Source organism: Brevibacterium sp. 50QC2O2, from assembly GCF_024580675.1.
In the GTDB taxonomy this organism is placed as follows: domain Bacteria; phylum Actinomycetota; class Actinomycetes; order Actinomycetales; family Brevibacteriaceae; genus Brevibacterium; species Brevibacterium moorei.
In genome coordinates this window covers 61,290-86,230 of record NZ_JANIJZ010000006.1, presented here as the reverse complement: position 1 = coordinate 86,230, position 24,941 = coordinate 61,290, and the positions used below count along the sequence as shown (strand labels likewise).

Sequence of the window (24,941 nt, the reverse complement as noted above, 5' to 3'; positions counted from 1 at the left end):
TCAGTCCTCCAGGTCCCGCACGGCTGCGGCGAACAGGTCGCCGCGGGTCGCATAGTTCAGGAACTGGTCCATACTCGCCGCCGCCGGCGCCAGCACGACGGGGATTCCGGGCCCTGCCAGTTGTGCGCCCGCGCGCACGGCGGCGCGCATCACCTCTGTTCCCCTGGCGGCCGGATCCGCGGGATCCGCCGGCAGGGACGCCGGATCGATGCGCACGACCGGGACCCGGGGTGCGTTCTCGGCCAGGGCCGAGGCGAAGGGCGCCGGATCGCGGCCGATCAGCACCACGCCGGCCAGCCTGGCCGCGTGCTCGGCCACCAGGTCGTGCATGTCCGCGCCCTTGGCCAGTCCCCCGGCGACCCACACCAGACGCTCGCGCGCAGCGAGGTCGGCGGCCGCCGCGTGCGGATTGGTCGCCTTCGAGTCATCGATGAATGCCACACCGTCGACGGTACCCACAACGGTGCCACGGTGGTCCCCCGGATGGTGGGCCAGCAGGCCGGCGCGTACGGCCGCGGGCTCGACGCCGAACGAGCGGGCCAATGCGGCGGCGGCCGCTACATTGGCCACATGGTGCGGTGCCAGATGGTCGGCCGGGACCCCGAGGGCCACCGACACGTCGTCGAGCGTTGCCAGCTCGGCTGCGGCCGAATAGCGGTGCGGGGTGAATGCCCGGTCGACGAGGATGTCCTCGATCAGACCTATCTGGCCGACCAGGGGTGCCCCGACGGTGAAGCCCACCGCCCTGGCACCGGGCAGCACCTCGGCCTGCTCGACCATGTGCAGGGTGGCCGGATCGGCGGTGTTGTAGACGGCGGTGTGGCCCACATTGGCATAGACCTTGGCCTTATCGGCGCCGTAGGCGGCCAGGCCACCGTGCCAGTCGAGGTGGTCCTCGGCAAGATTGAGCACCACCGCCGAATGCGCGCACATGGAGTGTTCCCAGTGCAGTTGGAAGCTCGAGAGTTCGATCGCCAGGACCTCGGCGGTCGGGTCGAGGACCGCTTCGAGCAGGGGCGCCCCGATATTGCCACAGGCCCGGGCCTCGCAGCCCCCGGCGGTCAGCATCGCGGCCAGCAGGCTCGTGGTCGTGGTCTTGCCATTGGTGCCGGTGACGACCAGCCACGGCGCCTGGTTCGCACCGCGCACCCGCCAGGCCAGCTCGACCTCGCCGATCACGGGGACACCGGCGGCGCGCGCCGCCAGCAACAGCGGCTGATCGGGCCGCCACCCCGGGGAGGTGCAGACCAGCTGAGGCGGGAGCCCGTCGAAGTCCGGCAGAGTCCGCGTGTGCTCGACACCGCGCCGGATATCGACGTCGAAGACCTCCAGGATCCGGATGTGCTCACTCAGATCGCGTTGGGTGTCGCCGTCGACGACGATCACGCGGGCGCCGCGTTCCGCCAGGTGAACGGCCATCGGATACCCCGACACGCCAAGCCCCGTGACGACGACGCGCAGACCGTCGAGATCGGAATCCGGGCCCACCAGGATCTCCGGGATCCGCTCGGCCAGGGGGTAGGGCACCGGAGTCGCCCCCGCGGGTAACAGCTCAACGGCCATAACGAGCCAGCCAATCCGCGTAGAACAGCCCGACGGCCAGCACCACGAAGCAGGCGGCGATGATCCAGAAGCGGATCACGATCGTCACCTCGGCCCAGCCCTTGAGCTCGAAATGGTGCTGCAGGGGTGCCATCCGGAAGATCCGTTTGCCCGTGAGCTTGTATGATCCGACCTGGAGCATGACCGACAGGGTGATGATGACGAACAGGCCGCCCATCACGACAAGCAGGATCTCGGTGCGGCTCATGACCGCCAGCCCCGCAATCGCACCGCCGATGGCCAGGGAACCGGTATCGCCCATGAAGATCTTCGCCGGGGCGGCATTCCACCACAGGAAGCCGATGCACGAGGCGGCCATGACCGCACCGACCATCGCCAAGTCGCGAGGATCGCGCACGATGTAGCAGCCGGCCTCGGCGTGGCTCATCAGGTCGCAGTTCTTCACCGACTGCCACAGACTGATCACGACATAGCCCAGGAAGACGACGACGGCCGAACCGGCTGCCAGGCCGTCGAGCCCATCGGTCAGGTTCACGGCATTGGACACCGCCGTGACGATGAGGTTGGCCCACAGGATGAACAGGATGAAGGTCACGATCGCCGCACCGGTGAAGGCCAGGTCGATCGGTAGATCGCGAACGAAGGAGATGGCCGACGAGGCGGGGGTGCGGCCGTATTCGTTCGGGAACAGCAGCGCACCGATGGCGAAGGTGATGCCGACGAAGCCCTGCCCCGCGATCTTCGCCTTCGGACTCAGGCCCAGGGAGTTCTTCTTCGCGATCTTCTTGTAGTCGTCGAGGAAGCCGACGCCGGCCAGGCCGACTGCCAGCCACAGCACCAACATGCCCGAGGGCGTGGGCGCGGACATGGTCACGAGGTGCGCCAGGAAGTAGGCGACCACGGCCGAGGCGATGATCACCACCCCACCCATGGTCGGGGTGCCGCGCTTGACCAGGTGGGTCTTGGGACCGTCATCGCGGACGAACTGACCGTAGCCGCGTTTGACGAGCACCCGGATGAACGCCGGGGTCCCGAAGATCGTGAAGAGGAAGGCCAGAACGCTGGCCACGACTACGGCGATCATGCGCCGGACACCCCCGAGATCTCATCGCCGAGGAAGCGCAGTCCGGCGTCACGCGATGATTTGAACAAGACGATGTCCCCCGCCTTGAGTTCGTGCTGGAGCATTTCCCTGGCCTCCGTGACGGTGGGAACCCATGCTGCCTCCGAGCCCCAGGAGCCCTCGAGGTTGGCCGACTGGTAGATCGGCTTGGCCCCATCGCCGACGGCGATGGTCTTCGAGATGTTGAGCCGGACGACGAGCTCGCCGATGTCCGAGTGCGCTTGACGCGACTCGTCACCGAGCTCGAGCATTTCGCCGAGCACCGCGATGGTGCGCCGCGGTGGGTTGTCCTCATCCCCCCTGCCCATCGCGGCCAGCGTCTTCAACGCCGCGCGCATGGATTCGGGGTTCGCGTTGTAGGCGTCGTTGAGGACCGTGACACCGTTGGGGTTGTCGACGAGCTCCATCCGCCAGCGGCTGGCGGCGCCCGAGGTGGACAGGGTGGACACGATGGTCCGCGCGCCAACGCCGCACAGCCACGCCACACTCGCGGCGGCCAGGGCATTGGCGACGTGGTGGGAGCCCAACAGTGCCAATTCGACCGCGGCGGGCTCCTCCTGCGGTAGGTGCAGGGTGAAGCTGGTGCGCCCCGAAGCGTGGGTGGTGACGTCCTCCGCCCAAATCAACGGGGTCTTATCCGTCACCCCCGAGGTGGAGAACCAGGCGGTCTCCACCCCTTCGGCCAGCACCGAGGTCATGGCGGCGACCCGCTGGTCGTCGGCATTGAGCACGGCCGTTCCACCCGCGATCAGCGAGGCGACGAGTTCACTCTTGGCCCGCGCCGTGTTCTCGATCGAGCCGAAGACCCCGGCATGGGCCGAACCCACATTGAGTTCCACGGCGATATCGGGCCGGATCAACGAGGTCAGATAGGCGAGGTTGCCGATCGACCGGGCACCCATCTCGAGGACCAGGAAGCGCGTATCGAGCGTGGCGCGCAGCGCGGTCAGCGGCACCCCGACCTCGTTGTTGAAGGAGTTCGGCGGCCAGATCGTCTCACCCTGTGCGCTGAGCAGGTCACCGACCAAGTCCTTGACCGTCGTCTTGCCGGCGCTGCCGGTGATCGCCACGACGGTCAGCTCCCCGGCCTCCCGCAGCGCCGTGACGTTGTACCCGGCCAGCCGGCCCAACGCCTCGGTGGCGTCGGATACGACGATGCTGGGCAGGATCTCGCCGTCGACGCTGGGGATCGCCTCGGCGATGATGAGCGCCGCCCCGGCGGTCCGGGCCGCGGGCGCGAATTCGATCCCGTCGACGTTCTCCCCCTTGCGGGCCACGTAGATGTCTCCGGGGGTCACCTCGCGCGAGTCGGTCACGACGCCGCCCGACAGCGGGGTCGAGCCGGCGATCGCGTGCAGTTGGCCGCCGATGGCGGTTGCTATTTCGAGCGCAGAAAATTCCTTCATATCACTTCAAAACAATACTCGGTTCGGTACCCAAGTTCGCCTTGGGCAGCGCCTTGCGGGTCTCTTCACGGTCGTCGAAGTGATGTTTCACTCCGTTGACCTCTTGGCCGGTCTCATGCCCCTTGCCCGCCACCAGCAGTGCTCCGGCGGTTCCGGCTGCCTCCACCCCGGCTAGGATGGCGGCCCGGCGGTCCGCGATCTCGCGGATTTCAACGGTGCGCGCCGGGTGGCACGCCACGTAGTCCTCGGCACCGGCGCGAACCGCGCCACGGATCTCGGAGGGGTCCTCCGTGCGGGGATTGTCATCGGTGATGATCACCACATCCGCATATTGTGCGGCTGCGGCACCCATTTTGGGCCGCTTGCCCTGGTCGCGCGCTCCGCCCGCACCGCACACGATGACCAGGGGGCCCTCCGGATGATCCGCCCGCAGACCCGAGAGCGCCTTGACCAGGGCATCGGGGGTATGGGAGTAGTCGACGACGGCCAGCGGGCCGCGCTGCCGGATGACCTCCATCCGGCCGGGGACCGTTGCGGTGAACGTGGGAGCGACCCGGGCCAACTCCTCCACCGGCCATCCGCCGGCGGCCAGCATCGTCAGGGCCAGCGCGGTGTTCGCGGTGTTGAAGTCCCCCGGCAGCGGGCTGTGTGCCGCCAGGACCCCGCCGATTGGCTCGAACGGCGCACCGTGGAGTTCGAACCGGCCCGCCGTCCCGGCCACCAGCAGTACATCGGGGGCGTCTCCCGGGTCCGCCGAGACCGTGAGCAGCGGGATCGGCGCGGTGTCCGCCAGACGCTGAGCCCAGGCGTCGGCCAGGTAGATCACTCCGCGGTCGGCGAATTCCGGGGTGAACAGCTGCGCCTTTGCCTCGAAGTAGGCTTCCATCGTCTTGTGGAAGTCGAGGTGGTCCTGAGTCAGATTGGTGAATCCTGCTACTGCGAAGTGCGCCCCGTCGACCCGGTGCTGCACCAGGGCGTGGGAGGAGACCTCCATCGCACAGGTGCGCACACCGGCGCTGCGCATGTCGGCGAACAGCCGGTGCAGATCGGGAGCTTCCGGAGTGGTCCGCACAGCGGGCACGGAATCCCCTGCGATACGGGTGGCGACGGTCCCGATGACCCCGGTGGTGCGCGGTCCGTCGATGGCGGCGAGCAGGGCCTCGAGCAGGAACGTCGTCGTGGTCTTGCCATTGGTCCCGGTGACGCCCAGCAGGGTCGGTCGTCCTGGTTCGGTGCCGTAGACCGCCGCGGCGATCGCCCCCAGGCGTGCCCGGGGATCCCCCACGCACACGATGGTGGCATCGGCGGGGACCTCCCCGGCCGCCTCGATGATGTCCAGCCCGGCGGAATCGGTGAGGATGCAGCGCACCCCCGCGGTGAAGAGATCGGCGACGAAGACCGCACCGTGGACGTTCGCGCCGGGCAGGGCCGCGTACATCCACCCCGGGGCCACACTGCGCGAGTCCAGGGACACCCCGGTGACATCGACCGTGTCCGGCCCGCGCACCTCGGCCGGGCCGAGCGGCAGTTCGCTTAAGCGCATGTGCTATTTCCACTTCCTCTTGGGCAGTTCGGGTTTGCTCGTCGACGGGGGTACCCCCAGCTGACGCAGGGCATAGCCCGCGACGTCCGAGAATACCGGAGCGGCGGCGGTTCCGCCGTAGTAGCCCTTCTTGGGCCGCTGCAGTGTCACCGATACCGCCAGTTGCGGGTCCTCCGCCGGCACGGCTCCGGCGAAGCTGGCCGTATAGCCCTTGTAGCCGGAACCGTCCTCGGTCGGCGCCTGGGCCGTACCCGTCTTCCCGGCCACCCGGTAGCCCGGAATCTTGCCGGCCTCGCCGGTGCCGTCGGCAACCACCGACTCGAGGATCCGCATGAGCGAGTCGGCGGACTTCTCGCTGATCACCTGGGATTCCACCTTCGGTGCGATCTCGGTGACCTTTCCGTCGTCGTCGACCGTGCCGCTGACCAGCTGCGGAACCATTTTCTTGCCCCCATTGGCGATCGTCGCGATCACCTCGGCGTTCTGCAGCGAGGTACTCGCCACGCCCTGACCGAACAACACAGTGTACTTGGTGCGGCCGTCCCAGGCGGACGGCTTGCGCAGAATGCCCGAGGCCTGACCCGGGAAGGCCAGCGCGCTCTTCGTCCCGAACCCGAAGCGGTGCAGATAGTCGTAGCGCTGCTGCTCGCTCAGCTGCTGACCGGCCATCACGGTTCCGGTGTTCGAAGAGTCCATCATGATGCCCGCGAACGTCAGTTTCTCGGTCTTGTGCTCATGCGAATCCTTGAACTCCTCGTCGTTGGGGGCCTTCCACTTGTACGGCACGGTGAACCGGGTCTCCGGAGTGACCTTGCCCTCTTCGAGCAGAGCCGCCGCGGTAACCATCTTGGCGGTGGAACCCGGTTCGAACGAGGCGTTGAAGATCCGCGAGCCACGATCGTCGGACCCTACCCTGCCCGGATTGTTCGGATCCACGCTCGGCGCCTCCGCCGCGGCTATGATCCGGCCCGTCTTCGCCTCGAACATCGTCACGGTGCCCCATTCGGCCTGGCGTTCCTTGACCGCCTGGGCGATCGCCTTCTGCGCGTAGTACTGGATGGGCAGGTTGAGGGTGGTCCGCACCCCGGTGCCGTCGACGGCCGGGACGTTCTGGTTCTCCCCCAGCGGGATCTCGTCGCCGGAGCGGCCGCGCTCATAGCGCTGCTCGCCGTCCACGCCGGCGAGCATATCGCGGTACTGCAGCTCCAGCCCGGCCAGGGGCGCGCCATCGGAACCGACGAATCCCACGATGTTGCCCGCCAGAGCGCCATCGGGATAGGTCCGCACCGAATACTGTTCGACCGTCAACCCGGGGATGTGCAGCGCGTCGATCCTGTTCCACACCTCGGAGGTCAGCCCGTCGGCGATAGGCGACCAGCGCCTGTCACCGTCGAGCCGCTTGTACAGAATGCCGGCATCGGTCTGGAGGGGGCCCGCCAACGCCTTGGCAGCACCCCAGGCGCCCAGGGGCTCGGTCGAGACGACCTTGCCCTTGGCATCGCGGTTCTTCTTCTCGTACCCCTTGACGTTGACCTGGTCGGCCACCAGCCGGTACCGGTCGGCGTTGTCGGCCAGCACCCGCCCGTCGGATCCCAGAATCACGCCGCGATGGGCCGGGATGGGTTTGACGGACAGCCGGCTGGCCAGCGCCTTCTGTGCCAGGGCGGCCGTGTCCATCCCCTGGATGGTGAAGAGCTTCCACGTCAGCAGCGCCAGAATGCACAGCACCGCGATCAGGATCCACAGCACGCGGCGCCGCGGATCCGCGGGCGCGCGTACCGGGGCGGGACGCCGCGGGCCCGCAGGACGTTTGGGGGCCTGCTGCGCCGGTGCTTTGCGTCCGGCGGCCTTCGAACCCGAGGGCCGCTGTTTGGATGGTGCACCCCGGCCGCGGGAAGTCGCACGCGATGGTGTGCCCGCGGCGCCGGTCGACGTCTGCCGAGCACTCCGTGCATCACCGGCCTGGCCGGTCCGCTGTCGATCGGATCCGGCCTTTGGCCGCTGAGCGCTCGCGCGCCCACCGCGCGACCTATCGGACCGGTTGCCCGGGTTCCGGGACTGTGGAGCCATCCCTTGGGTCCCCCTCGTTACCGTCGTCGTTCATCGTGGATTCCGGATCGCCGGAGCCGGCAGATCCGAATCGTCTGTGCCGACCGCGGGAAGCCGGTCATTCGATCGCAGATTGGGTCTGACGTCCTCGCGGGTGTCAGCTCTGGGACCCTGGACTTTGGTGGTCCTGTCCGCCACCGGCGGGACGACCGGGTTCTGTTCGACTTCACCGGTGGACAGGTACAGATAGCGTGGATTGACATCGCGGACCAGGCCCTGTGCTTTGGCCGCGCGTTCGATGTTCTGCGGGCTCGACCGATACGAGATGTCCTCCGAGAGCCGGTTGCGGTCTTCCACCAGACGGGTGTTCGTCTTCTGCAGTTCCTCGGCCTTGAAACTCGTATGGGCGATGTAGATATTGGCCACAAGGGAGCCAAACAGGCCCAGCAGCAGAATCGCCACCACGATGAATGGGGTGGGCACCCGGCGCCGGGCGATCTGCGGGACTATCAGCCGCAGCCGTGGCGCATGGGGTCCCTCGGTTCGTCTCCGGGTCTGCGTCGCCTGGCTCATGAACGACGCTCCGCGGTCTTGGCCACTGCGCGCAGCCGCACGCTCGCTGCTCGAGGATTGGCTTCGATTTCGGCGGTGTCGGCCTTCTGCGCACCGCGCACGATCTCCTCAAGCCACGGTTTCATCGATTCCGGGACGACCGGCAGGTCCGGAGGCGCCTGTGTCGTGGTCCCGGCGCGGAAGACCCGTTTGACGATCGTGTCCTCGAGTGACTGATAGGACTCCACCACCGCGACTCCGCCGATCGCCAACGCATCGAGGGCCGCGGGCAGAGCGCGCTCAAGGATGCCCAGCTCATCGTTGACCTCGATGCGCAGGGCCTGGAAGGTCCGCTTCGCGGGATGAGAGCGCTTGCGCTTGCCAGCCGGTTCGGGGATGACCCGGGTGAGCATCTCCGCCAGTTGCGCAGTCGACGTCCAGGGCCGCTGGACCCGGTCCGCGACGACCACCCGCGCGATGCGCGCCGCCTGGCGCTCCTCGCCGTATTCGCGCAGGATCCGCCGCAGCTCGGCCTCGGGGTAGGTGTTGAGGACCTCCGCCGCGGTCAGCGGGTTGGTCCTGTCCATTCGCATGTCCAGTGCGGTATCGCGGGCATAGGAGAACCCGCGTTCGTCGTCGTCGAGCTGCAGAGAGGACACACCCAGATCGAACAGGGCGCCGGCCAGGGCGCCGACCCCCAGGGATTCCAGGACCGCAGGCAGTTCATCGTCATCGGCGTGGACGGCCGTGAAGCGGTCTTCGAACCCGGCCAGGCGGCGGGACGCGATGGCGATCGCGTGTTCGTCACGGTCGATGCCGATGACCCGGACGTCCGGGGCTGAGGCGAGGATTCCCTCGCTGTGTCCCCCCATGCCCAGGGTCAGGTCGAGCACGCAGGGCACCGAGCCGGTCGCGCGGACCGCATCGATGCCCACCGTGAGAAGCTCCACACAGCGGTCCAGGAGGACGGGGACATGCGGGTAGGCGGCGTCATCGGTCATTCCGTTCCCTTCCATAACCTCGTATCGTCTTCCAACCGGCGTACACCGGTGCTGCTGCGTCCAGAACCTTGACCGCCCGTTCGGTCGGGCCTGCCACCGGGGAAGTGAGTCAGGACCACCGTGGGCTTTGGGACCGGGGAAGTACCCCAAAACCCTGCGGGCGGGCAAGGATCTGGATCCAGCAACCTCAGAAGACGCCGGGTATCACCTCGTCTGTTCTGTCCGCGAAGCCGTCCTCCGAAGAGGCCAGGTAGGCCTCCCAGGTGGGCGCATCCCAGATCTCGGCGTGATCGCCCACCCCGATCACCGCGATATCGCGGCCGAGCGACGCATACCTGCGCAGGATCTGCGGAACCGTGAACCGGCCCTGCTTGTCCAGCTGTTCTGCCGCTGCACCGGATAGAAACACACGCAGGTAATCACGTGCCTCCTTACTGGTCATCGGAGCCTGCCGCATTCTCTGGTGGACGGACTCGAACTCCCCCGCGGAGAACAGTGTGAGACAGCGTTCCTGCCCACGGGTGATGACCAGCCCGTCCGCCAGCTCCCTGCGGAACTTGGCGGGCAGAATGAGCCGGCCCTTGTCGTCGAGCCGCTGCATATGCGTACCCAAGAACATGCCGTCTCACCCCTCTCGGAACTCCCTGTCGCTCCGATCGGCTCCACTCTACTCCACTTTCCACCACGATCCCCCCGATTCACCCTCAGGCGGGCGTGTTATGCATCATCTCCCCAGGTCAGACGAGGTGGTGGCCGGTGGACCGCCCGCGCGCCGCGCACTGCAGATCGTGTATTCTCAGGGCTCTTCCGGCCCTCTTGCGCGGCAGGACCGAGCCGGTGGGGCACCACTTTGGTGGAAAGTGGAGGAGGGCCGTGGGATCGGGCCTCCGGCAGCGTCCAGGCACTTCCCCAGGCCGATATGGGAGGATCGGGCTCATGAGCGCTGATCCCAACACCACCGTCGACACCGCGGGGCTGACAGACCTGGCCCGCGGTATCCGGACCAGAATGGCCCAAGTCGTCACCGGCAAGGACAGGGCGGTGACACTGAGCGTCATCGCCCTGTTCGCGGGAGGACACCTGCTCCTTGAGGATGTGCCCGGCGTGGGCAAGACCCTGGTCGCCAAGGCCCTGGGCCGATCGGTCGGTGGAACCGTCAGGCGGATCCAGTTCACCCCCGACCTGCTGCCCTCGGACGTCCTGGGCGTCAATCTTTTCAATCAGGAGACCCGGCACTTCGAGTTCCGACCAGGAGCGGTGTTCTCCAATATCGTCATCGCCGACGAGATCAACCGGGCCTCGCCCAAGACGCAGTCCGCAATGCTCGAGTGCATGGCGGAGGGCCAGGCCTCGATCGACGGCACGACCTACCTGATGCCCGACCCCTTCATGGTCGTCGCCACCCAGAATCCGATCGATATGGAGGGCACCTACGCCCTGCCGGAGGCACAGCGCGACCGTTTCATGATCCGCACCTCGATGGGATATCCGGATGCCCAGGAGGAAGTCGAGATGTTGGGCGGGGGCAGCGCCCACCGCGCGCTCGACTCACTGGCTCCAGTGGCAGCGCTCGACGACCTGGTCGCCGCCCGTGAGGCGGTGCGTCTGCTCCACACCTCCCCGGCACTGCGCGGCTACGTCGTTTCCCTGCTGGCGGCCACTCGGCGCGGCGGGGACGTCCTGCTGGGCGCATCACCGCGGGCCGGCCAACAGCTCCTCCATGCGGCCCAGGCCCATGCGGTGTTGGCCGGCCGCGACTTCGTCACCCCCGACGATGTACAGTCCCTGGCCGAGCCGGTGTTGGCGCACCGCCTGGTGATGCGCAGTCGAGACGCCAGGGCCGCCTCGGAATTCGTCTCGCACCTGGTCGCGACCGTTCCCGTCGAGGGCTGAGGCTACGATGCGCCTGAGCACATCCGGAATCGTCTTCACCGCGCTGGGTATCGCCTGCATCATCGCAGCCTATCGATTCGGTCTACCGGGCCTGTTGCCCCTGGGCATCCTGCTGCTGGGACTCGTCGTCTGCTCTGGACTCGGCGTCTGGCTGTTGGCCGGACGCGTGACCGCCGAAGCCGAACTCGTCGGGTCGGCGTCCTCCCCTCCGGTCGTGCGCGCGGGCTCGACCGCCCACATCCGCGTCCATGTGCACAACCCCCTGCCACTGCCCGCGCCCGCCTTCGTCCTCGCCCTCGAGCCGGTCAAGGGCTTCGGCGCGCAGCTAAGCGCGGGTGTCCCGGGTCTGGCCGGACGGGGGTGGGCGGCCGTCGACGCCGAGTTCCATCCCCTGCACCGTGGAGCCTCGGGATTGCGCAGGATCTCCACGGTGTTCTCCGGCGCCTTCGGCCTGGTCACACGATCGGCACGCCTCGCGGGCCCCTTCGAGGTGGCAGTCGCACCCGCAGACCTCGCCGTCCACGCCCCCGCCACCTTCGGTGGTGACCCCGCGGTATCCCACGGCGCCCGGTTGACCCGCGGCACAGGAGGCCGCGACTTCCATACCCGCGAATACGTGCCCGGCGATGATCTGCGCCATGTCCACTGGACCTCGAGCGCCCGGACCGGCGAGCTCATGGTGCGGGTCGAGGCCAGGGAGGAGGACCCCCTGCTGACCGCCGCTTTCGACCTGTCCCATGCCGACCCGGCCACCGAGGCGGTGCTCGCCCAATTCGCCGCACTCGGCAGAACGCTGCTGAACACGGGGGTGGCCGTGACCGCCGTCGCCACGGACTCCGACGGCCCCATCCACGAATTCGCCCCCGGCGAAGAGGCAGCGTTCGACCGGTTCCTGGCCCTGTGGGAGCCGCGCGGGCTCGAGGACTGGCCGGCGGAACTGTGCGGGGGTGCAGGCCGCCCGGCACCCGAACGCATCCTCGTCCTCTCTGACTCCCCCACCGCGCACGATCACTTCGCGCAGTGGTTGCCCAGACAGACCTCCTGTCAGGTGTGGTCCACGGCCGACCTCACCGGACACATCGACGCCACCCGGCTGGGCGAGGTCGATGCTCCGGTCCTGCCGTGGCATCTGGATCGGAGGTGGGGCCGGTGAACCGTGCCGTCGAAACGCTGCTGCGCTGCCTGCTCGTCCTCTGTGCCGCAGGCCTTGCGGTCCTGCCCACCGGCGCGATCTTCTCCGATCCCGGCTGGCGCTCCCCCGCACTGATCATGGTGGGGCTCATCGTCGTCAGTGGTGGCCTCGTCCGTCTCATACCCGCTGTGGCCCGACTGCGGCTGGCCCCTCTCGTGCAGCTCGTGGTGGCGCTTGTGGCCCTGCCCTATCTGTGCACGCCCCATCTACTGGCCGGCGGGATCCTGCCGGGGCCCGCCGCCTACGGGGCCGTTGTCGACCAGATCTCCGAGGGCCGCGAACAGGTCTTCCACACCGTTGCGCCGACCGCCACGACTGCGGGGTTCACGACCATGGTCGTGCTGGGCTTCGCAGTCCTCGTCATCGTGCTCGACTGGTGTGCCACCGACCTGCGCGTCCCGAAACCCGCCGCCTTCATCGTCCTCCTGGCATGGCTGGTCCCGGTCTTCCTCGCGGGCGGGCTGGTCTCAACCTGGCACTTCGTCGGCGCGGGCGTCGCCTTCGTCCTCGTGCTGTTGACCGGATATGTGGGGCGCATCCGCGTGCCGCTGACAGCGCTGGGAGCCGGAGCCCTGGCTCTGCTGCTGGGCGTGGGCCTGCCGATTCTACTGCCCGATGTCCCCGATACCCACCGCAACAGGCTGGGCACCGGCGATCTCAAGGTCGCCAACCCCTTCCTCGACCTGCGCAAGGATCTGGCACGACAGGACGACACCCCGCTGCTGAACTATACGACCGACGCCAAGACCCCCGAGCCCGTGCGGATGACCGCTGTGGCCGACTTCGACGGGCGCACCTGGTCGCCCGAGGACTTCACCCTGCGCAACGACAATGCGGTGACAGCAGGGCTGCCCGAACCGGAATCGACACCGGCCGGGCAAACCACGGCATCCCGCACGACGTTCACAGTGCGGGCCCTGACCGGAAACTACCTGCCGACCGTCTACTCCCCCGTGGCTGTGGAGGGCGCAGGGGAGGACTGGATCTACGATCCGAAGACCCTTGCCATCGTGGGACACACCGGGCTGCGCGCCGATCAGACCTATACGGTGGACTCCCGGACCGCCACCCCCGAGCCGCAGGAGCTGGCCGCCGCGGGCACCGCGGACCGCACCCGGTTCGCCAGTGAACTGTCCCTGCCCGATTCACTGCCGGAATCCGTCACCAGAACGGCCACGCGAGTGACCAAGGGCGCGGACTCCGCCTGGGAGAAGGCCGCCCGAATCCAGGCGTACCTGCGCTCGGACGACTTCACCTATTCCCTCGATGCTCCGGCCCAGGCCAGCGATTCGGCCATTGCGGACTTCCTGCGCGATAAGCGTGGCTACTGTGTGCAGTTCTCCGCGACGATGGCCGTGTTGGCGCGGGTCGAGGGCATTCCGGCCAGGATCGCCGTGGGTTACACGCCCGGGCAGCCCGACGACGACGGTTCCTACACCATCACCGACCGCAACGCCCACGCTTGGCCGGAACTGTACTTCCCCGGTTCCGGCTGGGTCCGGTTCGAACCGACTCCGGGCACCGGGGAGACTCCCCCACCGTGGACCGGGGCCCAACCCGGGGACACGGGGCAACGGGACGAAGCCACCCCAACACCCACCGCGCAGGCCAGCGAGTCCGCCGGTGGGGATGAGTCCGCCCCCGCAGTGACCGAGGAGGCCGGACCCGCCGACTCCACCGGACCCGCCGAGGCGGCCGAACCGGACACTTCTGCCGGGCTCCCAGCGTGGCTGCTCCCCTGCCTGGCCGCGGTGCTGGTGCTGTTGGTCCTGGTGCTGGCACCGCGGACCATCCGCAGTATCCGGCGGGCGCGCCGCCTGCGCGATCCCGTCGACCCGGAGGCCGTGTGGAGCGAGTTGATGGCCCTCCTCGCCGATTATGGCCGGCCGGCGGACCCTGCGGGTACGGTAGCCGGTGCCACAGGTATCCTGTGCGACCTGACCGGGAGCGACCAAGCTGCAACCCGCGCGGTCGAACGGATCGGTGCCGCAGTGGAGGTCTCCCGCTATGGCAGGGACAGCACTGAGAAGGTCATGGACCGCTCGACTGCTCGTGTTGCGGTGGCAGGAGTCAGGGCGGGCCTGCGCAGTGCCGCCGGTTGGCCCACCCGCTTCCGGGCGGAATGGCTGCGGCTGTGACGGGCCGCAGACGGGGGCGTGGGAAACAGCGGAAAAGCGCGGACCGCCGCAACACCTTTCTGGTGTTGCGGCGGTCCGCGCTTGGAATGAAGCCCCGGTCTTCGCCCGGTTTCAGCGGGTAGGGCCCCAGAACCGGACGAATCCCGTGATCAGCGTTCCTGGCGCTTGTCCCAGCGGTCCTCCATGTTCTTCATGAAGCCCCCGGCGCTGCCGGCCGGCTTGGCCGGCTTGGAGGCACCGGAACCGGTGGTCTGTGCCGGGCCCCGTTTCGTTCCGGTCACCGCCCAATAACCCCCGAACACCATGATCGCGAAGCCCAGCACGCCGACGACGACGTTCCACGGTGCCGGCAAGGAGAACAACGAACCGACCGCGATGGCGACCCCGGCGACCAGGACGAGCACACCGGCGACGAAGTGCTTCGCACTCAGCGAACCGCCCGCCTCCTTCGGCGCTGCGGAGATGTGCTGGACGAACCGAGGGTCCTCGCGGTACAGCTGCTTCTCCAGTTCGTCGAGCAGTTCTTGCTCGTGATCAGAAAGTGGCATCCCGAACCCCCTACAGGCCTGTTTGAAAACTCCTGTCATTCTAGTCGTTGTCGCACCCGGCGACTAGCCGGGGTGACCTTTCTAACGCAGTCACCCAACATTCGCAGGATATTGCGATCCTCCTCTGTGCAAATTCCCTCATTCGCTCCCCTCCCCGCTCCGGGATTCCCCGGTGCTCTCGGACATCTCCGGGTCCCGCCCCAGTAAGGAAGCCGGGGCGATCGCCGCCCTGCCGAAACGCTTGCGCACCAGATCCGCCGCCACCTCGGCCTGCCTGTTGGCCCCAGGCGCCGCCCGACCCGGACGCATGGACGCCGCCTGCCCGGACGCCGGTTCCACCTCGGGGTCGAACAGCGTCTCCTGGCGCCCTGCGATCTGCGCGTCGAGCAGCCCTCCGGCCCGTAACCCCAGCAGGCGCACCCCGTCCCGGTTCGCCGTGTGCAGGGCCTGCAGGCTCGGCAGCAGAGCCCGGTGCAGTTCCGCGGCCACATCGCTGGGCGCGGGCAGGGTGACCTGGCGACTGGAGGTTTTGAACTCGCCCGTGCGGTACTTCAGGCCGACCCCCGATGCGACCTTGCCCTCGGCCCGCAGACGCGAGGCCACCGTATCGGCCAGCCGCAGCAGTTCGCGCACCAGCACCGTGGGATCGTAGACGTCCTGCTCGAAGGTGTGCTCCGCGCTGATCGAATGGTCCTTCGCCCGCATGTGCACGGTGCGCTCATCGTGCCCCCGGGCGTATCCGACCAGGGTCCGACCCGCCGAGCCCAGCACGCGCTGGGCCCATCCGGGATCGCATTCGGCCAGGCGGCCGATCGTCGTGATACCGTAGCCGGCCAGTATCTGCTGGGTCCGCCCGCCCACCCCCGGCAGTGCTTCGACCGGCATGGGTGCGGTGAACGCGGAGACCTGGTCGAGTGGCACGACCAATTGGCCATTGGGCTTCGCACGGGCCGATGCCATCTTCGCCACGACCATGGTCGTGGCGATGCCCACCGATGCATTGAGCCCGGTCACAGCTCTGATCCTGCGGCGCAGTTCCCAGGCGATGCGCGCAGGCGACCCCAGCCGGCGGATTGCCCCTGACACGTCGATATAGGCCTCGTCCACGCTGACCTGGGCGACATCCGGAGTGACTTCGGACACGACGTCGAACACAGCCCTGGAGTACTCCCGGTACTTCCCATGGGATGGCTCTATGACGTGGGCCATGGGACACAGGCGGATCGCCCTGGCCATCGGCATCGCCGCGTGCACACCGTACTCACGCGCCTCGTAACTGGCCGAGGTCACCACCCCGCGGCCGGACCGGCCGCCCACGATGACGGGCAGGCCGACCAGTTCCGGACGGGCCAGCAATTCGACGGAGACGAAGAAGGAATCCATGTCCAAATGCAGGATTACACATCCGGTGTCGTCCGTTCCCAGGGCACGCAGGTCCCCGCCGCTGCGCGCCAACTGCTTCCTGCTCATGCCACCAACCTAAACCGGTAGGCTGGGGAATCGGTGCGCACCCCGCACACCACCCGATACACCCGCCAAGGAGCTGAATACCGCATGCTGAGTCCGGCCGTGAAGATCGTCTCCGCCGTCAACGCGGCCATTGACCAGGTGATGGAGGAGCGTGCGAAGGCGCTGCGGGCCCTGTCCTCGCATGCACCCCGGTTGATGGAGCCGATCGTGCGGATGACTGCCGGGGGCAAACGGACGCGGGCCCTGGCCACCTGGTGGGGTTTCGAAATCGGGCAGGGGTCGAGCGCCACGACGCCCGGCATCGAGCGAATCGCGGCTTCCGTGGAGCTCTTCCATGCTGCCGCTCTCATCCACGACGACATCATCGACGGTTCGGAGACCCGCAGGGGCATGCCCGCCGTGCACGCGGAGTTCCGCTCCGAACACCGTGCGGCCGGGGCCGGCGGCTCCTCCGAACGCTATGGGGTATCCGCCGCCGTGATCGCCGGGGATCTGTGCCTGAGCCTGAGCGAACAGCTCTATGCGGCATCCGGACTGCCCACCCTGGGCGATGCGAGGGTCCTGGCCGCTCACGATGAGTTCCGCCAGGAGGTCATGCTGGGGCAGTACCTTGACCTACGCCTGGAGGCCACGCCGGTGGCCGCTGCCGATATCGAGGCCGCCGCACTGGAGGTGCTCACGCTCAAGTCCGCCAAGTACTCGGTCGAACAGCCCTTCGTCCTAGGCGCGGCGCTGGCGGGCGCCCCGGCGGAACTGCTCGAGGGGCTCAGCGGCTTCGGTCTTCCGCTGGGCCGGGCGTTCCAGATGCGCGACGACGTGCTGGGCATCTTCGGAGACCCTGCCGTGACGGGCAAGCCCGCCGGCGATGATCTGGTGGAGGGTAAGAAGACCGTCTTGGTGGGCCTGGCACTCGAGGCCCTGGACCGGCAGGAGTCCGACTGGTTCCTCGCACGGCTGGGCGGATCGGATCTCACACCGCAGGAGCTGTCCCGGATGACCGCGCTGTTGCGGGACTCCGGTGCGCTGGGGGCGCTCGAGGCTCGGATCGATGCGGAATACGATTCCGCGATGGCCGCACTCGACCTACTGGGACTCGACCCCGCGGACGACCGTCTGCTGCGCACATACGCACGGCAACTGGTCCGCCGCGAGGTCTGAGCCCCTCCCGTGCCCTGTGGGTCGGTCCGGTTAGAAGGCCAGCGCCTGGGCCCTGCGGCGGACCTCGGTCTTTCGGCCGGCGCGCAGCGCATCGATCGGTCGCCCGGGCAGGGACGGATCATCGGTGAACAACCACACGACCGCCTCCTCGTCGCTGAAGCCCGAATCACCCAGGGTGATGAGCGTTCCCCGCAACGAGCCCAACGGCGCCGAGCCGTCCATGAACAGCTCCGGCACGTAGTACTCCTTGGGCTTACCGCGCTTGAGCGCGACCAGCGTCCTGTCCTCCACCAGCCGGCGCACACGATTCACGGATTCCCCCATGAGTTCGCCCACCTGGGAGTATGTCAGCCATCCGTCTACTTTATCCTCTGCACTACTCACCCCTTAAGGGTACTCGGCGGAGCCGCATTGCGACACGCCGAACCGGTGGGCCCGCTCCGTCGGCTGTGGGCTCAGGCAGTAGTCTGAAGGGGCTAAAGGCGTCACTTCCCCTTAGAACTGCAGGTCACATGAGCTTCATTCGCCGTAGGCCGACCAGGACGGCCAGATCCAGCCGCCCCGGTGGTGGCACCGATGCGCACGCGCCGCTCATGATGGCCCATGTCCAGACAACCGGGGAGGTCCCCACCGCGCAGTCGGCCACGGCCGACGGGCAGCCGGACGGTGGCCCGACCGACGAGCCGGCCGCCTCGACTGCGGTACCGGAGATCGATATTCCCCAGCAGCTCGACGATTGCCCCGGTTTCACGCGCGGCACTACCACTGCCGCCGTGCCGGTCAGCCACGGTGGCCGGACCTATCGGGTGCGCACCGACGACGATGTCCTGAGCATCGCCGCACGACACGGCGTTTCCGCACCGGCGCTGATCGAACTCAACGACCTGCACGGGCCGGTCTATGTGCGGCCGGGACAGATCCTGTCACTGCCGGAGAAGAACGACGCCCCTGCCGACCCCGCGGGTTACCGGGTCCGGCCGGGCGATACCCTGGCCTCGATCGCAGCTGCCCATCGGATCAGCCGGGAGGTGCTGCGGCGGGCCAATGCGCTGGGCGAGGCAGACCTCCTGGTCACCGGGGAGGTGCTCAGCCTCACGGGCACCGGCGCCAGCTCATCGCGAATCGCCCCACGGGTGCCAGAGCACTTGCCCAGCGTTCCCGAGAGCGTCGGCGGACGGCCCTATCCGGCCAGGGTGCTCCGCGCGGCCCGGATCAACAAGTCCCTGCTGCTGGCCGAACCCCAGCCGGACAAACAGTGGGTCAGGGAGACTATCGCCCGCCTTGCACCCGATTTCGAAGTCCCCGCGGATCTGGCGATTGCGGTGGCCTCTCAGGAATCGGGGCTGCGCCACCACACCGTGGCGCCGGTCAACGCGCTTGGCATCATGCAGGTCACCCCGGCCGCCGGGGATTGGGCCGGCAGTCTGTGTGGGCGGCAGCTGAACATCCTCGACCCCCTCGACAACATCACCGCGGGTCTGGCGATCCTGCACCACGTACTGGCGGGTGCGCCCGATGAGAAGCTCGCACTGGCCGCCTACTATCAGGGCGCGGCCAGTGTGGCCGAACACGGGATGGCCGATGACACCCGCGCCTTTGTCCGCGGTGTGCAGATCGCCAGGGACCGGCTGAAGCGGCAGAACACCTGGCTGCACGCGGTTCCGTCCGGGCCCGTGATGACCGCGCCCATTCTGAGCACGCCCGCGGACGGTGAGAGTCTGTGAAGCAACTGCGCGATCAGCTGCTCGGCGATATCCTCAACGACCGCTACCGAATCGATGCGGCGGTGGCCCGCGGCGGAATGGCCATGGTCTACCGTGGCACCGATCTGCGCACGGGTTCGACTGTGGGCGTCAAGGTCATGCACGCGCATCTGGCAGCCGATCAGAGCTTCGTCGAGCGCTTCGAGCGGGAGGCCGCCAACGCCTCACGCCTGCACAGCCCGAATCTGATCCGCGTCACCGACCAGGGCCGCGATGGCGCCGTCGTCTACCTCGTGATGGAGTACTTGGAGTCGGTCACCCTACGCCAAGAGCTCAAACGCACGGGGACCCTGACCCCACGTCAGGCGATCGTCGTGACCGACTCCATCCTCGCCGCACTCGAAGCCGTGCACGGCGCCGGGATGATCCACCGTGACCTCAAGCCGGACAACGTGCTCCTGGGCACCGACGGGCAGATCAAGCTCACGGACTTCGGCCTGGCCCGTGCGGTGACGACCGAGACGACGACCAAGACGCTGATCGGGACCGTCGGCTATGTGGCCCCGGAGCTCGTCACCCGCACCGGGGCCGATGAGCGCACCGATCTCTACACCGTCGGCATCATGCTCTACGAGATGCTCACGGGCACCCAGCCGTATACCGACGAGGTACCGATCCAGGTCGCCTATCGGCACGTCCACGACCGGGTGCCGGCACCCAGCGTGCTGGTCCCAGGTCTGCACTCCGGCCTCGACGAGATCGTCCTCTGGCTGACCGCGCCGGACAGGGCCGACCGCCCGGACTCCGCCACGACGGTCCGGGCGGCCCTGGGAGAGCTGCGCGCCCGGCTGACCGACAGGCAGCTGGACCTGGGCGCAGGACCCGCAGCCGAAGCATCCGGTTCCGTTCACGGCCGAACCCATGCGACGGGGCCCTCCACCCGATCCGTGGCCGCGGAGCGCGCCCGTGCCGCGGCGCAGCGCACCTCGCGTTCCACGGGTCCCCAGACCAGTGCATCCGCCAGGCGGATCGCCCCCGGCGGGCAGGTCCAGGGCAGCCAACCGCGCACCAGCGCACCGGCCGCCGGCGCTCATCCCGCCCGCGAGGTGGTGGAGACGTCAGCGCCCGGCACCGCCGCACAGCCGACACCCGTGCCACCGGCGCCGGTGCGAACGGAGTCGCCCGCACCGACCGAGCGGGCACAGCGCGCCCCGAGTGCGCCGGTCGGCGAAGCCGAAGTCGGTGCTGCAGCAGCCGGGACCCCCACCGCGCGGTCAGAACCGGCTGCGGCCGCCGAACAGTCAGGCACCGGTGCGGTGCCCAGCGGTCCGATCTACCGGAGGCGACGTAAGGGCCTGGTGGCCCTGGTGGCCGCCGCACTGGTCCTGGTGCTCGGAACCTGGGGCGCGATCGCCAGTGTGGCACACGGTCGCGGCGACGAGCAGGCGCCCACTGCAGAGGCCACCACCACCCCACCCATGACAACCGTGCCGCACATCGCCGCCGGCGCCGAACTGACGGTCGCCCAGCAGTCGTTGCGGCAGGTGGGACTGCGCACCAGCACGCAGAAGCGCTATAACGCCAAGGTCGCCAAGGGCAGGGTGGTCGACAGCGAACCCGGCGGGGGTAAGTCCGTGGCGCCGGGGTCCGCTGTGCTCCTGGTCGTCTCCGATGGTCCCAAACCCGTCAAGGTCCCCGACGTCACCGGACTGGGACAGTCGGCCGCACAGAAGAAACTGAAGAAGGCCGGACTGGCACTGGGGAAGGTCTCGCGTACGTACTCCTCCTCCGTGGACAAGGACACGGTGATCTCACAGCGCACCGAAGCCGGGACCACGCTCAAACCGGGGACCAAGATCAGTGTGACGGTGTCCAAGGGCGAGGAGCCCGTCGCAGTGCCCGAGGTGGCCGGGATGTCCTTCAAGGCCGCAATGGGCAAGCTGACACGGCTGGGCTTCCGAGTGGGGCGCGACGATGTCTACAGCGATACCGTGAAAAAGGGCGATGTGGTCAATTCCTACCCCAGGCCGGGCAGCCGCAAGGACAAGGACGATCTGATCCTGCTCCGGGTGTCCAAGGGCAAGAAGGCGGAGAAGTCCAAGGATTCCGCCACGGACAAGAAGCCCGAGAAGAAGAAGCCGGACGCGAAGTCCGGGAAGAAGGACGAAAAGTAACAGGCAGGGGGTATGGGCGGATTGCCTCCGCTCATACCCCCTGCCTGTTCTGCGACGACTCCCGCCGCCCGGAATCCTCGCCCGGGGCCGGGCTCATCCCTGGCGGTGGGCGCGCAGGCTCTCGGCGACCTGGAAGGCCATCTCCAAGGACTGATCGTGGTTCAACCGCGGATCGACCAGGGTCTCGTACCTGCGGCGCAGGCCCTCTTCGTCGATCTGCGCCCCGCCGCCGAGCACCTCGGTGACATCGTCACCGGTCAGCTCGATGTGCAGACCCGCCGGGACGGTGCCGGCCTCGCGGTGCGAATCGAAGAATCCGGCGACCTCGTCCATCACGTCCTCGAATCGGCGGGTCTTGTAGCCCGTGTTCGAGGTGATCGTGTTCCCGTGCATCGGATCGGAGACCCAGGCGACCTGCGGCAGGTCACCTGCGACCTGCATCAACAGCTTCGGCAGGCGCTCCCTGATGGCACCGGCACCCATTCGGGTGATGAAGGTCAGGCGGCCCGGTTCGTGTTCGGGATCGAGCTTGTCGGCCAGGAACCGGACCTCGTCGGCGGTTGCGGTGGGACCCAGTTTCACGCCGATCGGGTTCTTCACTCGGGACAGGAAGTCCACGTGCGCCGAATCCGGCTGCCGGGTCCGCTCGCCGATCCACAGGAAATGTCCCGACACGTCGTAGGGTTCCCCCGTGCGCGAGTCGATCCGGGTCAGTGCCCGTTCGTACTCCAGCAACAGGGCCTCATGGGAGGCGAAGAACTCGGTGGTGGCCAGGGTGGAGAAGTCCGCCCCGCAGGCCTCCATGAACTTCAGCGCACCATCGATCTCGCCGGCGATCGCCTCATAGCGCTGGTAGTTGGTGTTCGAGGCCAGGAAGCCCCTGTTCCAGGAGTGGACCCTGCGCAGATCGGCGAAACCGCCAGTGGTGAAGGCCCGGATGAGATTGAGCGTGGCCGCCGAGGTCTGGTAGGCGCGCAGCAGCCGGTGCGGATCGTGCCGCCTGGCTTCGGCGGTGAACGCGTGGTTGTTGACGATATCGCCGCGGTAGCTGGGCAGGGTCACACCGTCGCGGGTCTCGGTGTCGGCCGAGCGGGGCTTGGCGAACTGGCCGGCCATCCGGCCCATCTTGACCACGGGCATCGAACCACCGTAGGTCAGCACCGCTGCCATCTGCAGGACCGTCTGGACGCGACGGCGGATCTTGTCGGCGGTCGCGTCTTCGAAGGCCTCCGCGCAGTCCCCGCCGGCCAGAAGGAAGGCGTTGCCGGCGGCCGCCTGGCCGATTTGCGCCTTGAGGCGGTCGGCCTCGCCCGCGAAGATCAGCGGGGGCAGGGCGCTCAACTGCGTGCGGACTCCGGCGAGTTCCTCTTCGTCGAGATAGGTGGGCTGCTGCAGGGGATTCATCGCGCGCCAGGCGTCAAGCCCTGCGATGGTCTCTTCTGTGGCGGTCGCATCGCCGTCCACTTGCGTGTATTGCCGCGAATCCAGGTTCACGCGCGTGCTCCTCTGTAGATGCGGCCGGCGGATCTCCGTCGACCGGGTTGGTGTACCGCCATTCAATGTAGCGGTCTGCATGACGAGGGGCGGGGGCGGTTCACATTGCGAACCGCCCCCGCCCCTGGGTGTGGCACCGGGTGCCCGGTGCGGACGGCCTCAGCCGTCTCCATTCTCGAAATCCTCCGGAGACACGTGGTCGAGGAAGTCCCTGAACTGGGCGACTTCCTCCTCATCCGGCTGCGGGGCGTCGATGCCGGCGGAGTCCAGGAGGTCGCCCGTGGTATAGACAGGACACTGGGCCAGGAGGGCCAGGGGAACGGCGTCCGAGGGCCGCGCGTCGAGGACCTTGCCCATACTGGTGTGGATGGCGGCGTGGAACACGTGCTGTTCCTGAGCCGTGATCACCACTCGCTCGGGTGCATCGTCGTAGGCCCGGAAGATCTCGAGCATGAGATTGTGGCTCAACGGCCGGGGCGGTTCGAGCCCGCGCAGCACGATGCTGACGGCCTGGGCCTCCGCCGTGCCGATCCAAATCGGCAGGAAGCGCGGGGCATGGGCCGCCTTGAGGAGGAGGATCGGCTGATTGGCCGGCATCTCCACCCGCACACCCACTACTTCGAGCTGGATATCGGACATGATCCCCTGTTCTGCGAAACCTTGGTGCCGGACGCCCCGGGGACGCCCGCTGGTCAGTTCTGGCGCGGTCGCTGCTGGAAGACCATCCGGAACTTGCCGATCTGCACGTCCGCGCCGTTCTGCAGTTCGATCGAATCGATCAACTGCCGACCCACATAGGTGCCGTTGAGCGAGCCGACATCGCGCAGGATGAACCCGGAGGGGGTGCGAACGAATTCCGCATGGTTACGCGAGACCGTCACATCGTCGAGGAAGATGTCGGCGTTGGGGCTGCGACCCACCGTGATGGTATCCGTGTCCAATAGGATCTGGGCGCCGGCGTCGGGGCCGGAGACCACGACCAAAAGGGCGTCTGAGTCCTCAATGTGCTCCAGGTTCGACACGGGATGAATCTCACCCGTCTGCGGGTTCACCACACCGGGTACCGTCTGTCCCTGTGCGCCAGTCGCCTGGACCTGCTGAGCCGAAGTCGCCGGCGCCGGGTTGGGCCGACCATCGGGAGTGTTCTGCGACATCATGCCACCTCATTCGCAACGAAATCCGCATACGCCGCGGAGTCGAGTAGATCGCCCAAGGCCCCGTCTCCTTCGAGCGAGACGGTGAAGATCCATCCCTCACCATACGGGTCGGAGTTGATGACTTCCGGACTGTCGCCTAGGGATTCGTTGACCTCGACGACGGTCCCGGTGACCGGCGAGATCAGATCCGAGACGCTCTTGGTGCTTTCGACCTCACCGCACTGTTCACCGGCCGTGACGGAATCACCCACAGCGGGGGCCTCGACGAAGACCACGTCACCGAGGGAATCCTGTGCGAACGCGGTGATCCCCACGCGCACGGCTCCGTCACCATCGGTCCCCGCGGCCCATTCGTGATCGCGCGAATACCGGAGTGCGGCCGGATACTCCAAGGTGGCCATTGTATCTCCTGACATAAGTAGTACGTGCAGCCCGTGAACGGGTTGATAACACAAGCATAACGGCACCGCGGACTCCACGTCGGAACCCGCGATGGTCGTCTGCGTGTCCCACGCCCGCCCGTCCGACTGCCACAAACCTACCACCTTGTGTGGGATGAGTGGGATGTGCCACAAAATCCCCCTACGACCGATTCCGTTTTGCATTCGGCCGCAGAGTCGGTATAGAGTTATCAACGTTGCTCAGCCAATGAGAAACGGCATGCAACGGGTTGTGGCGCAGCTTGGTAGCGCACCTGACTGGGGGTCAGGGGGTCGCAGGTTCAAATCCTGTCAACCCGACAAATTCACCCGACATCGGTTTCCGATGTCGGGTTTT

Annotated in this window: 21 protein-coding genes and 1 tRNA gene; 7 read left to right on the top strand and 15 right to left on the bottom strand. The window is 67.8% G+C overall.

The window, feature by feature from the left end; all coding sequences use genetic code 11:
• From murD to mraZ, 8 genes are all read right to left on the bottom strand, one after another.
• Positions 1-1,563, bottom strand: a complete 1,563-nt coding sequence (gene murD, locus NQ038_RS06785) for a UDP-N-acetylmuramoyl-L-alanine--D-glutamate ligase (protein WP_257062175.1) — start codon at positions 1,561-1,563, stop codon at positions 1-3.
• The gene (mraY, locus tag NQ038_RS06780; protein WP_257046568.1) at positions 1,553-2,647 is read right to left on the bottom strand and encodes a phospho-N-acetylmuramoyl-pentapeptide-transferase; all 1,095 of its coding nucleotides are present in this window, start codon (positions 2,645-2,647) and stop codon (positions 1,553-1,555) included. The genes murD and mraY overlap by 11 nt, the downstream gene beginning before the upstream one ends.
• Entirely contained in the window at positions 2,644-4,092 is a 1,449-nt protein-coding gene (gene murF / locus NQ038_RS06775; RefSeq protein WP_257062174.1) for a UDP-N-acetylmuramoyl-tripeptide--D-alanyl-D-alanine ligase, read from the bottom strand. The genes mraY and murF overlap by 4 nt, the downstream gene beginning before the upstream one ends.
• Before the next feature lies 1 nt (position 4,093).
• Positions 4,094-5,635, bottom strand: coding sequence for a UDP-N-acetylmuramoyl-L-alanyl-D-glutamate--2,6-diaminopimelate ligase (locus NQ038_RS06770; RefSeq protein ID WP_257062173.1), 1,542 nt, complete (start codon positions 5,633-5,635; stop codon positions 4,094-4,096).
• A 3-nt stretch (positions 5,636-5,638) separates the two neighbouring features.
• A complete protein-coding gene (locus NQ038_RS06765; protein WP_257062172.1) occupies positions 5,639-7,705 on the bottom strand; it encodes a penicillin-binding protein 2 in 2,067 nt (688 codons plus the stop codon).
• Between the two features lie 30 nt (positions 7,706-7,735).
• A complete protein-coding gene (locus NQ038_RS06760; RefSeq protein WP_257062171.1) occupies positions 7,736-8,257 on the bottom strand; it encodes a hypothetical protein in 522 nt (173 codons plus the stop codon).
• Positions 8,254-9,237 carry a 16S rRNA (cytosine(1402)-N(4))-methyltransferase RsmH gene (gene rsmH / locus NQ038_RS06755; RefSeq protein WP_257046573.1) on the bottom strand — a complete coding sequence of 328 codons (984 nt, stop codon included), beginning with the start codon at positions 9,235-9,237 and terminating at the stop codon, positions 8,254-8,256. Before rsmH ends, NQ038_RS06760 begins: the two co-directional genes overlap by 4 nt.
• 187 nt (positions 9,238-9,424) lie before the next feature.
• Positions 9,425-9,856 carry a division/cell wall cluster transcriptional repressor MraZ gene (mraZ, locus tag NQ038_RS06750; protein ID WP_257046574.1) on the bottom strand — a complete coding sequence of 144 codons (432 nt, stop codon included), beginning with the start codon at positions 9,854-9,856 and terminating at the stop codon, positions 9,425-9,427.
• Positions 9,857-10,173: 317 nt separating this feature from the next.
• Here mraZ and NQ038_RS06745 point away from each other — a divergent pair, with 317 nt between their 5' ends.
• From NQ038_RS06745 to NQ038_RS06735, 3 genes are read left to right on the top strand one after another with little or no spacing between them, the layout of a single operon-like run.
• Positions 10,174-11,130 carry a MoxR family ATPase gene (locus tag NQ038_RS06745; protein WP_257046575.1) on the top strand — a complete coding sequence of 319 codons (957 nt, stop codon included), beginning with the start codon at positions 10,174-10,176 and terminating at the stop codon, positions 11,128-11,130.
• Positions 11,131-11,137: 7 nt separating this feature from the next.
• The gene (locus NQ038_RS06740; protein WP_257046576.1) at positions 11,138-12,283 is read left to right on the top strand and encodes a DUF58 domain-containing protein; all 1,146 of its coding nucleotides are present in this window, start codon (positions 11,138-11,140) and stop codon (positions 12,281-12,283) included.
• Positions 12,280-14,460 carry a DUF3488 and transglutaminase-like domain-containing protein gene (locus tag NQ038_RS06735; RefSeq protein ID WP_257062170.1) on the top strand — a complete coding sequence of 727 codons (2,181 nt, stop codon included), beginning with the start codon at positions 12,280-12,282 and terminating at the stop codon, positions 14,458-14,460. Before NQ038_RS06740 ends, NQ038_RS06735 begins: the two co-directional genes overlap by 4 nt.
• 149 nt (positions 14,461-14,609) lie before the next feature.
• Here NQ038_RS06735 and NQ038_RS06730 read toward each other — a convergent pair whose 3' ends face one another.
• Both NQ038_RS06730 and dinB read right to left on the bottom strand, forming a co-directional pair.
• Positions 14,610-15,008 carry a DUF3040 domain-containing protein gene (locus tag NQ038_RS06730; protein ID WP_257046578.1) on the bottom strand — a complete coding sequence of 133 codons (399 nt, stop codon included), beginning with the start codon at positions 15,006-15,008 and terminating at the stop codon, positions 14,610-14,612.
• 138 nt (positions 15,009-15,146) lie between these two features.
• On the bottom strand, positions 15,147-16,478 hold the full coding sequence (gene dinB / locus NQ038_RS06725; RefSeq protein ID WP_257056896.1) for a DNA polymerase IV: 1,332 nt from the start codon (positions 16,476-16,478) through the stop codon (positions 15,147-15,149).
• Between the two features lie 84 nt (positions 16,479-16,562).
• Between dinB and NQ038_RS06720 the strand changes: the two genes are divergently transcribed.
• Entirely contained in the window at positions 16,563-17,636 is a 1,074-nt protein-coding gene (locus NQ038_RS06720; RefSeq protein WP_257062168.1) for a polyprenyl synthetase family protein, read from the top strand.
• Between the two features lie 30 nt (positions 17,637-17,666).
• On the opposite strand, the gene NQ038_RS06715 is transcribed toward NQ038_RS06720, so the two are convergent.
• Entirely contained in the window at positions 17,667-18,020 is a 354-nt protein-coding gene (locus NQ038_RS06715; RefSeq protein WP_373456788.1) for an Rv2175c family DNA-binding protein, read from the bottom strand.
• A 128-nt stretch (positions 18,021-18,148) separates the two neighbouring features.
• Here NQ038_RS06715 and NQ038_RS06710 point away from each other — a divergent pair, with 128 nt between their 5' ends.
• Both NQ038_RS06710 and NQ038_RS06705 read left to right on the top strand, forming a co-directional pair.
• Positions 18,149-19,360 carry a LysM peptidoglycan-binding domain-containing protein gene (locus NQ038_RS06710; RefSeq protein WP_257062167.1) on the top strand — a complete coding sequence of 404 codons (1,212 nt, stop codon included), beginning with the start codon at positions 18,149-18,151 and terminating at the stop codon, positions 19,358-19,360.
• Positions 19,357-21,513, top strand: a complete 2,157-nt coding sequence (locus NQ038_RS06705) for a PASTA domain-containing protein (RefSeq protein WP_257062165.1) — start codon at positions 19,357-19,359, stop codon at positions 21,511-21,513. Before NQ038_RS06710 ends, NQ038_RS06705 begins: the two co-directional genes overlap by 4 nt.
• A 93-nt stretch (positions 21,514-21,606) precedes the next feature.
• Here the strand turns inward: NQ038_RS06705 and NQ038_RS06700 are convergent, their stop codons facing one another.
• The 4 genes from NQ038_RS06700 to gcvH all read right to left on the bottom strand — a co-directional run bounded on the left by NQ038_RS06700 (position 21,607) and on the right by gcvH (position 24,565).
• Complete coding sequence (locus tag NQ038_RS06700) at positions 21,607-23,001, bottom strand: class II 3-deoxy-7-phosphoheptulonate synthase (RefSeq protein WP_257046655.1); 1,395 nt, start codon at positions 22,999-23,001, stop codon at positions 21,607-21,609.
• A 165-nt stretch (positions 23,002-23,166) separates the two neighbouring features.
• Positions 23,167-23,646 carry a bifunctional nuclease family protein gene (locus NQ038_RS06695; RefSeq protein WP_257046583.1) on the bottom strand — a complete coding sequence of 160 codons (480 nt, stop codon included), beginning with the start codon at positions 23,644-23,646 and terminating at the stop codon, positions 23,167-23,169.
• A gap of 53 nt (positions 23,647-23,699) precedes the next feature.
• On the bottom strand, positions 23,700-24,164 hold the full coding sequence (locus NQ038_RS06690; protein WP_257046584.1) for an FHA domain-containing protein: 465 nt from the start codon (positions 24,162-24,164) through the stop codon (positions 23,700-23,702).
• The gene (gene gcvH / locus NQ038_RS06685) at positions 24,161-24,565 is read right to left on the bottom strand and encodes a glycine cleavage system protein GcvH (protein ID WP_257046585.1); all 405 of its coding nucleotides are present in this window, start codon (positions 24,563-24,565) and stop codon (positions 24,161-24,163) included. The genes NQ038_RS06690 and gcvH overlap by 4 nt, the downstream gene beginning before the upstream one ends.
• 265 nt (positions 24,566-24,830) lie before the next feature.
• Here gcvH and NQ038_RS06680 point away from each other — a divergent pair.
• Positions 24,831-24,904, top strand: a tRNA-Pro gene (locus NQ038_RS06680).
• Positions 24,905-24,941 lie beyond the last annotated feature (37 nt).

Bases quoted from the DNA above. Each gene is read 5' to 3' on its own strand.
- murD (WP_257062175.1), bottom strand. From the start codon at position 1,563: ATGGCCGTTGAGCTGTTACCCGCGGGGGCGACTCCGGTGCCCTACCCC.
- mraY (WP_257046568.1), bottom strand. From the start codon at position 2,647: ATGATCGCCGTAGTCGTGGCCAGCGTTCTGGCCTTCCTCTTCACGATC.
- murF (WP_257062174.1), bottom strand. From the start codon at position 4,092: ATGAAGGAATTTTCTGCGCTCGAAATAGCAACCGCCATCGGCGGCCAA.
- NQ038_RS06770 (WP_257062173.1), bottom strand. From the start codon at position 5,635: ATGCGCTTAAGCGAACTGCCGCTCGGCCCGGCCGAGGTGCGCGGGCCG.
- NQ038_RS06765 (WP_257062172.1), bottom strand. From the start codon at position 7,705: ATGGCTCCACAGTCCCGGAACCCGGGCAACCGGTCCGATAGGTCGCGC.
- NQ038_RS06760 (WP_257062171.1), bottom strand. From the start codon at position 8,257: ATGAGCCAGGCGACGCAGACCCGGAGACGAACCGAGGGACCCCATGCG.
- rsmH (WP_257046573.1), bottom strand. From the start codon at position 9,237: ATGACCGATGACGCCGCCTACCCGCATGTCCCCGTCCTCCTGGACCGC.
- mraZ (WP_257046574.1), bottom strand. From the start codon at position 9,856: ATGTTCTTGGGTACGCATATGCAGCGGCTCGACGACAAGGGCCGGCTC.
- NQ038_RS06745 (WP_257046575.1), top strand. From the start codon at position 10,174: ATGAGCGCTGATCCCAACACCACCGTCGACACCGCGGGGCTGACAGAC.
- NQ038_RS06740 (WP_257046576.1), top strand. From the start codon at position 11,138: ATGCGCCTGAGCACATCCGGAATCGTCTTCACCGCGCTGGGTATCGCC.
- NQ038_RS06730 (WP_257046578.1), bottom strand. From the start codon at position 15,008: ATGCCACTTTCTGATCACGAGCAAGAACTGCTCGACGAACTGGAGAAG.
- dinB (WP_257056896.1), bottom strand. From the start codon at position 16,478: ATGAGCAGGAAGCAGTTGGCGCGCAGCGGCGGGGACCTGCGTGCCCTG.
- NQ038_RS06720 (WP_257062168.1), top strand. From the start codon at position 16,563: ATGCTGAGTCCGGCCGTGAAGATCGTCTCCGCCGTCAACGCGGCCATT.
- NQ038_RS06710 (WP_257062167.1), top strand. From the start codon at position 18,149: ATGAGCTTCATTCGCCGTAGGCCGACCAGGACGGCCAGATCCAGCCGC.
- NQ038_RS06695 (WP_257046583.1), bottom strand. From the start codon at position 23,646: ATGTCCGATATCCAGCTCGAAGTAGTGGGTGTGCGGGTGGAGATGCCG.
- NQ038_RS06690 (WP_257046584.1), bottom strand. From the start codon at position 24,164: ATGATGTCGCAGAACACTCCCGATGGTCGGCCCAACCCGGCGCCGGCG.
- gcvH (WP_257046585.1), bottom strand. From the start codon at position 24,565: ATGGCCACCTTGGAGTATCCGGCCGCACTCCGGTATTCGCGCGATCAC.